Source organism: Streptomyces sp. NPDC003393 (genome assembly GCF_053589015.1).
In genome coordinates, this window is record NZ_JBSFRB010000006.1 from 34,436 (window position 1) to 47,016 (window position 12,581).

General features: G+C 72.7%; 11 protein-coding genes and 2 pseudogenes. 3 read left to right on the plus strand and 10 right to left on the minus strand.

Going from position 1 to position 12,581, the window contains the following annotated elements:
• Positions 1-30: 30 nt before the first annotated feature.
• Positions 31-603: a TetR/AcrR family transcriptional regulator gene (locus tag ACWDUZ_RS08235; protein WP_451630994.1), complete on the minus strand. Its 573-nt coding sequence runs from the start codon at positions 601-603 to the stop codon at positions 31-33.
• A gap of 130 nt (positions 604-733) precedes the next feature.
• Between ACWDUZ_RS08235 and ACWDUZ_RS08240 the strand changes: the two genes are divergently transcribed.
• The gene (locus ACWDUZ_RS08240; protein ID WP_451630995.1) at positions 734-1,159 is read left to right on the plus strand and encodes a nuclear transport factor 2 family protein; all 426 of its coding nucleotides are present in this window, start codon (positions 734-736) and stop codon (positions 1,157-1,159) included.
• A 67-nt stretch (positions 1,160-1,226) separates the two neighbouring features.
• On the opposite strand, the pseudogene ACWDUZ_RS08245 reads toward ACWDUZ_RS08240, so the two are convergent.
• From ACWDUZ_RS08245 to ACWDUZ_RS08255, 3 genes and pseudogenes are all read right to left on the minus strand, one after another.
• Positions 1,227-2,808: pseudogene (locus ACWDUZ_RS08245) on the minus strand (TROVE domain-containing protein).
• 523 nt (positions 2,809-3,331) lie between these two features.
• Positions 3,332-4,783, minus strand: a complete 1,452-nt coding sequence (locus ACWDUZ_RS08250; RefSeq protein WP_451630996.1) for an alkaline phosphatase PhoX — start codon at positions 4,781-4,783, stop codon at positions 3,332-3,334.
• Positions 4,784-5,265: 482 nt separating this feature from the next.
• Positions 5,266-6,708: a hypothetical protein gene (locus tag ACWDUZ_RS08255; protein ID WP_451630997.1), complete on the minus strand. Its 1,443-nt coding sequence runs from the start codon at positions 6,706-6,708 to the stop codon at positions 5,266-5,268.
• A gap of 192 nt (positions 6,709-6,900) precedes the next feature.
• On the opposite strand from ACWDUZ_RS08255, the pseudogene ACWDUZ_RS08260 reads away from it, so the two are divergent.
• Positions 6,901-7,842, plus strand: a pseudogene (locus tag ACWDUZ_RS08260) (endonuclease/exonuclease/phosphatase family protein); the annotation flags it as partial.
• A gap of 40 nt (positions 7,843-7,882) precedes the next feature.
• Here the strand turns inward: ACWDUZ_RS08260 and ACWDUZ_RS08265 are convergent.
• The 6 genes from ACWDUZ_RS08265 to ACWDUZ_RS08290 form a co-directional block, all read right to left on the minus strand.
• A complete protein-coding gene (locus ACWDUZ_RS08265; protein WP_451630998.1) occupies positions 7,883-8,617 on the minus strand; it encodes an SRPBCC domain-containing protein in 735 nt (244 codons plus the stop codon).
• Positions 8,618-8,630: 13 nt separating this feature from the next.
• A complete protein-coding gene (locus ACWDUZ_RS08270; RefSeq protein WP_451630999.1) occupies positions 8,631-9,227 on the minus strand; it encodes an ArsR/SmtB family transcription factor in 597 nt (198 codons plus the stop codon).
• A 170-nt stretch (positions 9,228-9,397) separates the two neighbouring features.
• A complete protein-coding gene (locus tag ACWDUZ_RS08275; RefSeq protein WP_451631000.1) occupies positions 9,398-9,952 on the minus strand; it encodes a DUF3618 domain-containing protein in 555 nt (184 codons plus the stop codon).
• The gene (locus tag ACWDUZ_RS08280) at positions 9,949-10,386 is read right to left on the minus strand and encodes a phage holin family protein (RefSeq protein WP_451631001.1); all 438 of its coding nucleotides are present in this window, start codon (positions 10,384-10,386) and stop codon (positions 9,949-9,951) included. The genes ACWDUZ_RS08275 and ACWDUZ_RS08280 overlap by 4 nt, the downstream gene beginning before the upstream one ends.
• Before the next feature lie 54 nt (positions 10,387-10,440).
• Positions 10,441-11,283 (minus strand): hypothetical protein, encoded by an 843-nt coding sequence (locus ACWDUZ_RS08285; protein ID WP_451631002.1) that lies wholly within the window; start codon positions 11,281-11,283, stop codon positions 10,441-10,443.
• Complete coding sequence (locus ACWDUZ_RS08290; RefSeq protein ID WP_451631003.1) at positions 11,280-11,471, minus strand: hypothetical protein; 192 nt, start codon at positions 11,469-11,471, stop codon at positions 11,280-11,282. Before ACWDUZ_RS08290 ends, ACWDUZ_RS08285 begins: the two co-directional genes overlap by 4 nt.
• Positions 11,472-11,606: 135 nt before the next feature.
• Here ACWDUZ_RS08290 and dapA point away from each other — a divergent pair, with 135 nt between their 5' ends.
• Positions 11,607-12,524, plus strand: coding sequence for a 4-hydroxy-tetrahydrodipicolinate synthase (dapA, locus tag ACWDUZ_RS08295; protein ID WP_451631004.1), 918 nt, complete (start codon positions 11,607-11,609; stop codon positions 12,522-12,524).
• The last annotated feature ends 57 nt before the right edge of the window (positions 12,525-12,581 follow it).

Genomic DNA, 12,581 nt, shown 5'->3' on the forward strand with positions numbered 1-12,581 from the left:
CCTGCCCGCACGACGGCCGGGGCGCCCCTGTCAGCGGGGCGTCCCCACCCCCTCCATCAGCAGGGACAGATACCGGCGGATCTGCCTGCCCTGCCCGTCCGCCAGCTCGGCGGCCGTCGCCACCCCGTGCGCCAGCCGCAGCAGTTCCACCGGCTCGACGTCGGCGCGCAGGGCACCGTCCCGCCGGGCCGCCTCCACCATCCGGGTCGCGGCGCCCTTGATCGAGGTGGCGCAGGCGGTGACCGCGCCGGGTGAGCCGTCCGTGACCGCCGACCCGAGCAGCGCCTTCAGGCCGCGCACCTGGATCGAGCCCACGCACAGCTCGTACAGCCACTCCGTCAGGGCCTCGCCCGGAGCCCGGCCGGCCGCGAGCTCGTCCGCGCGGGCGGCGATCGCCTCGATCCGGTCGACGTACGCGGCCTCCAGCAACGCCCGTCGGTTCGGGAAGTGCCGGTACAGCGTGCCGGAACCGACCCCGGCCCGCTTGGCGATCTCGTCGAGCGACGCGTTCTCCCCCTGTTCGGCGAAGGCTTCCGCCGCCACCTCCAGCAACCGCTCGTAGTTGCGGCGAGCGTCCGCGCGCATGGGCCTGACCCGCGTCATCGAGACACTCCTTGCGAACCGGAGACCATCTCCGTATGTTAACGGGCACCAAGCGGAGACCGTCCCCGGTTGCCTGATCCCGGTTGTCAGTCCTCCGTTGTCCGCACCGTCCGCCGAACGGAGTCAGGCCATGTCCACCTCTGCCCCACCTGACCCCGGCCCGCGCGGCGTACTGGCCCGCTACCGCCGCGCGATCCTCGACAAGTCCGCCGACGACCTCGCCGACCTCTACGCGCCGGACGCGGTGCACGAGTTCCCCTTCCGCTTCCCTGGCCTGCCCGCGCGCTACCAGGGGCGCGAAGAGGTACGCGCGGGCTACCGGGCGTTGTGGGGCGCGAGCCCCGCACGTGCGGAGAGCATCCGCGAGGTCGCGGTGCACGAGTCCACCGACCCGGAGGTGATCACCGTCGAGCAGACCGTCGCCGGGACCGTGACCACCACCGGCGCCCCCTTCGAGATCCCGGGCCTGCTGGTGATGCGGGTCCGCGACGGCCTGCTCGTCCACGTCCGCGACTACATGGACGGCCTCGCGGTGACCGGCGCGCGGCCGCGATGACCCGGCTGCCGGAACGTCACACGACATCCGGCGGCCGGGCCGTCGACCGCACCCGGCGGCGCGGCCGTCAGACCGCCCACGGCCAGTCGGCGTGCCGTGCCGTCTCCAGCAACGGGACCATCCGGAAGGCGGCGTCCGAGAGTCCGCCGAACACATGGCGGTTGCCCATCCCCGACGGGCCGTGGCCGGCCCGGTAGCCCCCGAGGTTCCAGGTGTAGACCGGGATGTGCGCCGGGACCTGGGCCGTCGGGTCGCCGTGGCGGTTCGGGGCGTACTGCTCGTCGGTGACGATCAGTACCCGGTCGTGCTTGCGGTAGTGCCGGCGCACCGCCTCGGTGGTGTCGGTGCCGCCCAGGTTGCCGAATCGGTCCAGCACCTTCAGCACGGACTCGCCCTTGCGGAACGTGACCGCGTTGCTGGTGGTGCCGAACTCGACCAGATCGGCGTCCGCGGCGCGCAGCGCCAGCGCGGTCCCGAAGATGGCCGCCGCGTCGGCCCGGTCGAGCTGCGAGCGCTCGGACACCTGCGACCAGAACATCGAACCCGAGCGGTCGACCAGGACGAGCGTCCGGCCCGGCAGCGCCGGCACGTTGGCCAGCGAGTGGGCGAGCGCCTGCTCCAGCGGGTAGGACCAGCGCAGCGACGGGGCGTGCCGGTGGGCGGCCAGGTAGCGGAAGGGGAACTGCCGTGAGCGGGCCACCTGCCGCGGGTCGCTGATCTTCGCCGCGACCCGCGCGGCGACCTCGTCCGAGACCCCGGCCTCGTCGAAGTTCCGCAGGTTGCGCACCAGTGCCATCGCACCCATGGACGGGATCACGGACTCCCAGGCCGCCTTGTCCATCGGGCCCTGGAGCCAGCCGGCCAGCGCCTCCCAGGTGATCCCGGCCGCGGCCAGCCGCTCGGCGCCGCCGGGCGCGGTGACGACCGCCCGGCGCCGCTCGACGGGCAGCGCCATCAGCTCGCGATGCGCGGCCGGCACCGGGACGGACTCGGGCGGCACGGCGGACTCGGGGTGGTGCCGCCGGTCGAGGGCGTACCGGAACAGCTCGCCCTGCCACGGCTTGTCCGGGTCCGGCGAGGCGTGCACCAGGTTGAGGATGTCGCCGAAGCGGTAGCCCTTGGACGCGGTGTCGTACTTCAGCAGCGACGTGGCGTGGTACAGCCGCCGTACGGCATCGGCGATGCCGCGCTTGACGGGCTTGGGCACGGCACGGCCGTAGGTCGCCGTCCAGTAGGCGAGCAGCTCGCCGGGCTCGTCCGGCGCTGGAGCACGCTGTCGACGACCTGCCGGTTGGACGGGCCGTCGGTCGTGCCCGCCGCCAGCCGTGCGTGGACGTACTCGGCGGCGCCCACGATCGCGGCCGTCCGCATGTTGCCCTCGCCTCGCAGCCAGCCGAGCAGGCCGGCCGTCCAGGACGGGTCGGCGACGGCGAGCTCGCGCACGAGCGTCGCGAACCGGTCGTCGCGGTCGGCGCCGGACTCGTAGAAAGTCTGCTGGGAGACCATGTTCGAGATCGCGAGCAGAAAGAGCTCCGAGCGCGCGTCACGCTCGTGGCCCCGGCCGCCCTCGTAGGTGCGCAGCACGCGGCCCGTGAGGTGACCCGCGAGGTGGGCTGCGGCTTGGTGGCCCTGGAGTTGAATCGCGCCATGTTGAATTCCCCCGAATTCGTCGGCGACGTGAGACGTCGCGTGGTGGGAGGAGGCGCGGCGGAAGGAGGGTGCCCGAGATCAGGGGTCGGCGACGGACTTTGTGTCAGATGCTCTTCCGATTGAGCTACACCGACCCGAAGTCGATGACGGGGTTCGAACCCGCAACCGTCCGATCCGAGGAAGTAACCGTTGCCTGCGCACCGGGCACCCACCATGAGCCGCGCCTCCCGAGATCAGGTCGGCGGCGGCTGTTTTTCGTTCCTTGGAAGGGAAGGAGCCGTCGCCCGCGCACCGGGAGGTGCGTGAAGTCTTCGGTGTCCAGAGATCGAGGGCGGCTGAACCGACGGTCGGTGCTCTGCCACTGAGCTACACCGGCATGTCGAGCCGGTGGCGGGATTCGAACCCGCGGCCTCCCCATGAAGAGTGGAAGTAGGTCCTGCCTGTCGCACCTGGACGTGCATCACTCTATGAGGGGGCCGCGGGACGGGCGAGCTAATTAATCTCCGGTCGTCACAAGGGTGTTCAGCCGCGCTTCTGGCGCTTCCACGGACCGCTGACGGCCAGCATGATGCCGGGGGTCTGGATGTTGGCGAACAGGGTCTTTCCGTCGGGCGAGAAGGTGACGCCGGTGAATTCGCTGTACTCGGGGTCCTCCTCGGTGCCGATGTTCAGTTCGTTGCGGGCGATGGGGTAGGTGCGGCCGCTCTCGGTGGCGCCGAACAGGTGCTGGACGCCTTCGCCGTCCTCGGCGATGACGAGGCCGCCGTAAGGGGAGACGGTGATGTTGTCCGGGCCGTCGAAGGCGCCGTCCTTCGCCGGGTCGGGGTTGACGCCGAGCAGCACCTTCAGGGTGAGGGTGCGGCGCTTGGGCTCGTAGAACCAGACCTGGCCGTCGTGCTGGACGGGGCTCTCCTCGCGGGCGAAGGACGAGACGACGTAGGCTCCGCCGTCACCCCACCACATGCCCTCCAGCTTGCGGGCGCGGGTGATCTCGCCGTCCTTGAACTGCTTGCGGGTGGAGACCTGCCGGGCATCCCGGTCGGGGACGTCCACCCAGTCGACGCCGTAGACCGTGCCGATCTTCGTGGCGCGGGAGAGGTCGTCCACGAACTTGCCACCGGAGTCGAAGCACTTGAACGCCTGGAGGACGCCCGCGTCGTCGGCGAGGGTGCGCAGCTTGCCGCGGCCGTGGTGGAAGCCCTTCGGCGGGGTCCAGCGGTAGAGCAGGCCGTTGGGGCCCGAGGCGTCCTCGGTGAGGTACGCGTGCCCGTGCTTGGGGTCGATGACGACCGCCTCGTGGGCGTAGCGGCCGAAGGCCTTGATCGGCTTGGGGTCGCGGTTGGCCCGGTGGTCCTCCGGGTCGACCTCGAAGACGTAGCCGTGGTCCTTGGTGAAGCCGTTCTTGCCGGCCTTGTCCTCGGTCTCCTCGCAGCTCAGCCAGGTGCCCCACGGGGTGCTGCCGCCCGCGCAGTTGGTGGAGGTGCCGGCGATGCCGACCCACTCGGCGACCTCGCCGCCGCGGCGGACCTCGACGACGGTGCAGCCGCCGGCCGCCGCCGGGTCGTAGACCAGGCCCTCGGTGAGCGGCACCGGGTGCGGCCACTCGGCGCGGGCGCCGGCGAGCTCGTGGTTGTTGACCAGCAGGACGGCGTCGCGGGGGCCGCGGAAGGTGGCGGTGCCGTCGTGGTTGGACGGCGTGAACTCGCCGGACTCCAGCTTGGTCTTGCCGCTGTAGGTGATGATCTTGTAGGAGAAGCCGGCGGGCAGCGCGAGGATGCCCTTCGGGTCGGCGATCAACGGGCCGTAGCCGACGCCGGGGTGACCACCGCGCGCCGACTCCGCCGCGTCGCTGTCGATGTCCGTGGCGGCAAGGGCGTTCGGCGCGGTGGCGAGCGCGCCGACGCTGCCTGCCAGCGCGATGCCGGCACCGGTGATCGCGCTTCTCCTGGTGAAGTCCCTGCGGGTGAGCGACATGGTGTGTGTGTCTCCTGAGACGGTGGAAGCTGCCGTGGGGGGTGACGGGCCTCGGTTCGGCGCAACCGTCCCGCCCGTGTCTGAACCACGGCTGAACACCGGTCGACGTCACCGGACTCCGTTCATGAATCCGTGTGCGCGACCCCATGGAAGATCCACGTCACTCGCCGGGCACATCCGTGCCCGGCCCGGCAGCTTCCCAGTACCGGCGCGACCGCGTCCGAGGACCGCCGGCCCGACGCGCGCCCCCGGTATCGGCCCGACGGCGTCCCGGACTGGCCTCCCGCGGCCCGGACGGCGGGCCTCCCGGCCGGCACCGGCCCGGACGGGCCTCCGGCATCGGCCCTCAGCGTCCCAGCACTGGCCGACAGCGTCCCGGTACCGGCCCTCAGCGTCCCAGCACTGGCCGGCAGCGTCCGGTACCGGCCCGGCGGCGTCCGCCGGGCCACCGGCGTCCCGGCGCCGGGCCGAAGGGGCGGCGGTCAGTCCCCGTGCGCCGACCGTGCCTTGAAGGCCGCCTTGCGGGCCTCCTTGGCGATCTTCTTGTCCGGGTGCAGCCGTCCCATCGCCTCCAGGACGTCCGCCGTCCGCGGGTGGTTCACCCGCCAGGCCGCAGCGAAGAACCCGCTGTGCTGCTCGGCGAGGCCCTGCACCAGGGCGTGCAGCTCCTCGGAGTCCCCCTCGGCCGCCAGCTGCGCGGCCACGGTGTCGATGGTGAGCCAGAAGACCATGTCCTGGGACGGCGGCGGTACGTCGGGCAGGCCCCGCTCGGTCAGCCAGACCCGGGCCAGCCCGCCCAGTTCGGCGTCGTCGAGCACCTCGCGCAGCGCCGGTTCGGCCGCGGCGCCCACCAGGGACAGCGCCTGCTGGCAGCGCAGCCGCCGCAGCGGGGCACCGGCGTCCGCGCCGCGTGCCGCGGCGAGCAACTCGCGTGCGGCGGCGAGGGGTTCGCGGCGTGCCAGCCAGTGCTCGGTCTCGGCGTGGGTGGCGGCGGGCGGGTAGCCGGCGGTGCCGTCGAGCAGTGCGTCCGCCCCCTTGTCCGCCAGGTCGCCGACCGCCGGGGCCTCATGGCCGGTCTCCAGCAGCCGGGCCCGCACCCCGTACAGTCCGAGCGGGGTCAGTCGCACCATGCCGTAGCGGGTGACGTCCACCTCGTCCTCGGGGGCCGCAGGGTCGGCGGCGAAATCCTCGGTGGGCTCGGCGTCCGCCAGCAGCGCCTCGTCCACCGGCCGGTACTCCACCAGTCCGGCCGGTTCCAGCAGCCGGAACTGGTCGTCCAGCCGCATCATGGCATCGGAGACCTGTTCCAGCATGTCGTTGGTGGGCTCGGCGACGTCACTGGGAACGATCATGGAGGCGGCCAGCGCGGGCAGCGGCACCGGGCCGCCGGCGGGGCCGTACTCGCCGGCGGTGAGCAGATAGAGGTTGGCGAGCACGCCGTCCAGGAACTCCGCCTCGGCCTCGGGGTCCCAGCCGAGCGCGGAGAGGTCGAGGGCGCCCTCGTCCATCGCGTCGACCAACCCGTCCAGGTCGGGCACGCCCGCGTCGGCCAGCACGGCCTCCAGCGCGGTCAGCCACACCCCGAGCACGTCCTGCGGTGAGCCGCCGGTGAGCAGGCGCAGCGCGGCGCCGGCGGCGACGGTGCCCTCGTCCTCGTCGGTGATCTCCACGAGCCCGGTGTCGACGGCGATCCGCCAGGCCTCGCTCGCCAGCGCGGCGGCGTCGTCCCCGGTCAGACCCAGCATCCCGGCCGCCTCGGGCAGTTGCTCCTCGGCCAGCGCGCCGCCGGCGTCGACCCGGGTGGCGGGCCCGGCCCAGCGGGCGAGCCGGGCGGCGCGCGAGAGCAGGGGGGTGGCGAGGGCGTCCCGGGCCAGTTCCGGTTCGGAAGCGAGCCGCACCGGCGGCAACGGGGACCTGTCTGACATCGGCTGGTTCTCCTAGCGGGCCTGAGGGCCTGGACGTGGGCGGCCTGAGGGCCTGACGACTCAACCGCTCAGCCTAGACGGATTTCCCCCCATGCCGCCCGGTTCATCTGGTCGCGGGCGGCCGCACATGGCCGAAACCTTGACAACCGCTGGCGCCAGGCAGGAGATTGACGCGCGTAGACGTTCGGGGGGACCCGGAAGCAGTCGGGCCGCGAGCTCGCGGTGGCGACCTACAACGTCGAGAACCTCGACCCGTCGGACACCACGTTCGGCCGGCACGCCTCCGCGATCGTGAACAACCTCCGGTCGCCCGACATCGTGTCGCTGGAGGAGATCCAGGACGACACCGGCGCCGAGGACGACGGCACCGTCGACGCGAGTGAGACCGTGAACAAGCTGATCGACGCGATCGTCGCGGCGGGCGGCCCGAGCTACGACTGGCGCGGGATCGACCCGGTCAACGACGAGGACGGCGGCGAGCCGGGCGGCAACATCCGCCAGGTCTTCCTCTTCGACCCGCGGCGGGTGACCTTCGTGGACCGCCCGGGCGGCGACTCCACCACCGCCGTCGGTGTGACCAAGGTGCACGGCAAGGCCCGGCTGACCGCTTCCCCGGGCCGTGTCGACCCGGCCGACGCGGCCTGGAGCGACAGCCGCAAGCCACTGGCCGGCGAGTTCGTCTTCCGCGGCAGGACGGTCTTCGTGATCGCCAACCATCTCAACTCCAAGGGCGGCGACCAGGGCCTGACCGCGCAGTACCAGCCGCCGGTGCGCAGCTCCGAGATCCAGCGCCACGCCCAGGCGGCCGTGCTGAACGCGTTCGTCAAGGACATCCTGTCCGTGCAGAAGAACGCGAACGTCATCGTTCTCGGCGACATGAACGACTTCGAGTTCTCCGGCACCGCGAAGATCCTGGAGGGTGACGGCGAGCTGTGGTCGGCGATCAAGTCGCTGCCGAAGAGCGAGCGTTACACCTACGACTATCAGGGCGACCAGCAGGTCCTGGACCAGATTCTGATCAGCCCGGCGATCCGGCGCGGCGGCGGCTTCGAGTACGACAGCGTGCACATCAACTCGGAGTTCCACGACCAGATCAGCGACCACGACCCGCAGGTGCTGCGGTTCCGCCCGTAGGGGCGCGCCGGTTCGGGACCGGCTGAACGGCGCGTCGGGTTCAGGACCGGCTGAACACGCCGTTCAGCCAGTCCTGCCAGGCGGCCTCGCACTCCTTGATGTCGGCCTCCGGCGTGAAGTCGTGCAGGGAGATGCCGACCCGGTGCCCCCAGTGGTTGCGCCCGAAGACGCGGGTGAGGCCCCGGTCCGTGCGCAGCCCGATGAAGTACGGGTCGCGGAAGTCGACCACGGCCTCGAACGTGTCCGGCCCCCGGACGGTCAGCCGCGTGCCCGCCGCCACGTCCTCGCCGACCCCGAGTGCCCGCCCGACCACGGCGAGGGCGTCGGCTGCCCCGGACGCCTCGGGCCCGTCGAAGGTGGCGAAGGCGGCCGGCCGGGGCGCGAAGTGGACCAGGTACTCGCGCAGGGTGTGCAGGTAGAAGTCGGTGTGCTTGGCGGCGCCGTCGTACTGGTTGTCCCAGTCGTCGACGAAGATGCCGCTGTGCACGTACCGCACCCACGCCCGTCGCCCCTCGTCGCGGGGTTCGATCGTGTAGTCGAGCTGGTTGAGGGTCTGCTCGGAGATGCCCGCGACGTCCTCGACGCGGTTGGTGTAGCGGTGCGGCGGGCTCCACGCGGTGACCGTGGACCCGAAGGGGCCCTTGCCGCCGACCCGGGGCTCGGGCGGCTCCATCGGCCACAGATACCCTCCGGTGCCGGTGGTGACGGCCTCCCACACCTGCTCCGGGGTGGCGTCGACCTCGAACTCGCGGGCGATCTCGAATTCCTTGGACATGGCGGGCTCCTGACTAGTCCTGCTCGGTTGCCTTGAGGGTGGGGTGGACGGCGACGACGATCCGGTGGTCGCGCCCGGCTTCGATGTCCGGGGCGTCGTACTTGCGGATCAGGGCGCTCACGCCCGCCGTCAGCTCCTGGACGAAGGCCGCCCGGTCGGCGGCCGAGGCGAAGCGCACCTCGCCGTCCAGCGCGTACGTGGCCAGCCGCTTGCGGGCCTTGGCCGCACCGGTGATCAACGCGCCGACGTCGCGCACCAGCCGGGCGCCGAGGGCGAGCAGCCAGCGCGCGGACAGCTGGTCACGGAAGCGGTCCGGGTCGGGCTGCACGGCGGCCAGTGCGAGCGGCGAGATGACGTACGACGCGGCGGTCGCGCGCATCAGCCGCTCGGTGACGTTGCCCTTGCGGCGCTCGCCGGCCAGTTCGACCAGGCCGTGCCGCTCCAGCGCTTTGAGGTGGTAGTTCACCTTCTGCCGGGGCAGGCCGACCTGACCGGCCAGCATGGCGGCCGACGCGGGTCCGGCCGCCAGTTCGGCGAGCAGCCGGGCCCGGACGGGGTCCAGGGAGACGGCCGCCGCTTCGGGGTCCTCGATCACGGTCACGTCCAGCATGGGTCCACCGTCTCACCGAAAACTTTTTTTGTCCAGACGATTTGAGTTTTCGGACCGACGCCGCGCCCGTCACGCCCGGTTCGCCCGTCCCGTCCGGCGCGGGCCGGGTCCGGACAGGCCGCCGCCCTCCACCGGACCGATGGAGGGCGGCGCACCCTTCGGCGGAAGCCCTACGGGCATGCCCTTCGCCTGTACCGGCGTGCCAGCAGCCCGGCCGCCACCGCTGCCGCGCAGACCACGCCCGCGATCATCACGGGGCGCGGGTTGCGCCGGCAGACCTGGACGGCGTCGGTCACGGGCGCGGGGACCGCCTGCTCGGCCCTGTGCCCCATCGACGTGGCCTTCTCCTGCGCCCGGTGCCCCACGACGGTGGCCTTCTCCTGGGCGCGGTGCCCCACGAGGGTGGCCCGCTCCTGCGTCCTGTGCCCGGCCGTCCCGGCCCGCTCCTGCGCCTTGTGCCCGACCAGGGTCGCCTTCTCCTGGGCGCGGTGCCCGGCCTGCGCGGCCGTGCTGCGCAGGCCGATCGTCATCGCACCGGCCCGGTCGCGCAGATCCGCTGCGCGCGCCTTGGCCCGGCCCTTCACATCGGCCCGGGTCGCCAGCTCCTCGACGGTGTCGCCGAGCCGGCTCCTGGTCTGTTCGATCTGCGCGCGCAGTTCGTCGGGGCCCTTGGCGCCGTGGGACCGCCTCGATGCGCCGCCCGTGCCCTGCGTCCTGTCCGTCATCGGTGGTGCGCCCTTTCCTTGATCTCCTCGACGTCCGCCTTGACGCTGCCGATCGTCCGCTGCGGTGTGGGCGGTCCGGCTCGCCGCAACTGGGAGCGGCCGACCACGGCCAGCAGACCCGCGATGGCGAACAGGGCACCCGTCACGATGAGCGCCGAGGCCCACACGGGCAGCGCCAGGGAGATGGCGGCGACCGCCGTGCCGGCGAGCGCGATCAGTCCGACGTAGGCGATGGCGCCCGCGGCACCCAACAGCCCGCCGCCACGCCCCATGCGCCTGCCCTTCGCGGTCAGCTCCTCCTTGGCGAGGGCCACCTCCTGCCGTACGAGCAGGGAGAGGTCCTCGGTGGCCTGGTGCACGAGTTCGCCCACCGAGCGGTCGCCCACGGGGTGGGTCAGCTCGTCCACAGGTCTGGCTTCGATGGTCCCGGTCACGGTGTCCCGCCTCCTCTCGGTCCGGAACACCCCGGGTACCCAGGGTCGCCCCCGCTACCCGTGGCCCTGCGGGCCGGTCCCGCGCTCCCCGAGCCGGGCCAACTCGGCCTGGAACCAGTCGAGCCGCGCCTGCAACAGGGCTGCTTCGGCGGCGAGTTCGGGCACGCCCAGCTCCTGGGGCGCGCCGATCCCTCCGGGCGTGGCGAGCCCGCCGGGCCCGGTCGGTCCGCCGGGCACGCCGGCCGCCTCGGCGTCACTGGGAGCCCACCCTCCGCCCGGGCCCCTGCCCACCGGTCCCACTGGCGCTCCCGCGCCGGCCCCCGGTGCCGACGGCACGCCACCGGGGGCGGCGGCGCCCAGCGTGCTGTCGGTCACGGCCCGCAGCCCGTCCCCGGCCAGCCGGACGAAGCTCGCGGGGGTCACCGGGACACGTCCCCATAGGCAGCCCGCGCACGCGGCGGCGAGGGCCCGCAGTCCTGGTCTCCCCCAGCCCGCGTCGGCCAGCGCGACGGAAGGCGCGCCGCAGGCGCACGCGCCGACCGTCATCGTCCGCACGCGCTGACGGGCGTAGCGGAACCCTCGCTCGAAGCGGATGTAGGCACCCAGCACCGACACCTCGAGGAGCACCGCGGACCGGTGCTCGGCCGTGCACAGCAGCGCCTCGGCCACCGTGCGTTCGTGGACGCAGTGGAAGCCGCAGTCGCACAGCCGGGCGGGCGGACGATGCCGGCGACCGTAGACGCAGGCCGCGTCGGCGACGACGCCGTACGGCAGCGCGCCGCCGAGCGACACTCCGGTGAAACCGGCCCGGGTACCGTCCTGGGACAGCAGCGGGTGAGCGATCTTGAAACCGGTCGGCGGCTCCGTCGGGTGTTCCGTCGGCAGCCGCAGCCTCATCGGGCGGCCGGGACCTCTTCGGGCACGGCGGTCCGCGGCTCCTGGATCTCCTCGGGACGCTCGATCTCCTCGTCGGCGACCCGCGGCTGCCGCTGTTCCTCCGCGACTCCGGTGGCCAGTGCCTTGCCGAGCTTCATGACGCCTCCCATGGACTGCCCGTCGGGGACCTCGTTCCCATGGTGACGCATGACCGGCCACTTGGACACAGGGCGCCGGAGGAAGCGCCGTCCCTGCCGTGGGCGCATCACTGTGCAGCATCACTCAACGGTATCGAAAAGAAGATTTAAGTGGAGCTTCACGGTGAGGTGGCCGACACTACCTGCATGACCACCGCAGCCGCTTCCGCCCCTCCGCTCGGCCGCGCTCTGTGCGCCATGATCACACCGTTCACCGCCGACTCGGAGGCGCTCGACCCCGACGGCGCCCAGCGGCTCGCCGACCGGCTGGTGCGCGAGGGCTGCGACGGCCTGGTCCTGAGCGGTACCACGGGCGAGTCGCCGACCACGACGGACGCGGAGAAGACGGCCCTGATCCAGGCCGTGCGCGAGGCCGTCGGGGACCGGGCCTCGATCGTGGCGGGCGTGGGCACGGCCGACACCCGGCACACCGTCGAACTCGCCCTGGCGGCCGGGAAGGCGGGCGCCGACGCGGTCCTGGTGGTGACGCCGTACTACAGCAGACCCCCGCAGGACGCCGTGGAGGAACACTTCCGCACGGTCGCGGACGCCTGCGACCTCCCCGTCGTGCTGTACGACATCCCCGGTCGCACCGGCACCCGCATCGAGCCCGACACGATGCTCCGGCTGGCCGAGCACCCACGGATCGTGGCGGTCAAGGACTGCTCCTACGACCTTCTCGGCGTCCAGAAGCTGCTGGCCCGCACCGAGTTGGCGTTCTACGCCGGCTGCGACGAGCACATCCTCGCCCTGTACGCGGTGGGCGGCACCGGATACGTCAGCACGGTCGCGAACGTGGCGCCGCGTCAACTGCGCTCCGTCCTGGACGCGTTCGACGCGGGCGACACCGCCCTGGCGGCCCGCCTGCAGCAGCACGCCATCGAGCTCGTGGAGTTGACGATGGCCTCAGGGCTGCCCGGCACCGTGACCGTCAAGGGGCTGCTCGGTGCGCTCGGGCTGCCCGCGGGCCCGGTGCGCGCCCCCCTGCGGCCCGCCGACAGGGAGACGGTGGAGGCGCTGCGGGCCGCCCACGAGCGCCTGTCGGCGTCCGCGCCCGGGAGCTGAGCCGCACGAGCCGTAGGGTGGGCTCGTGAGCCGCCCGCTGTTGTTCCTCGACGTCGA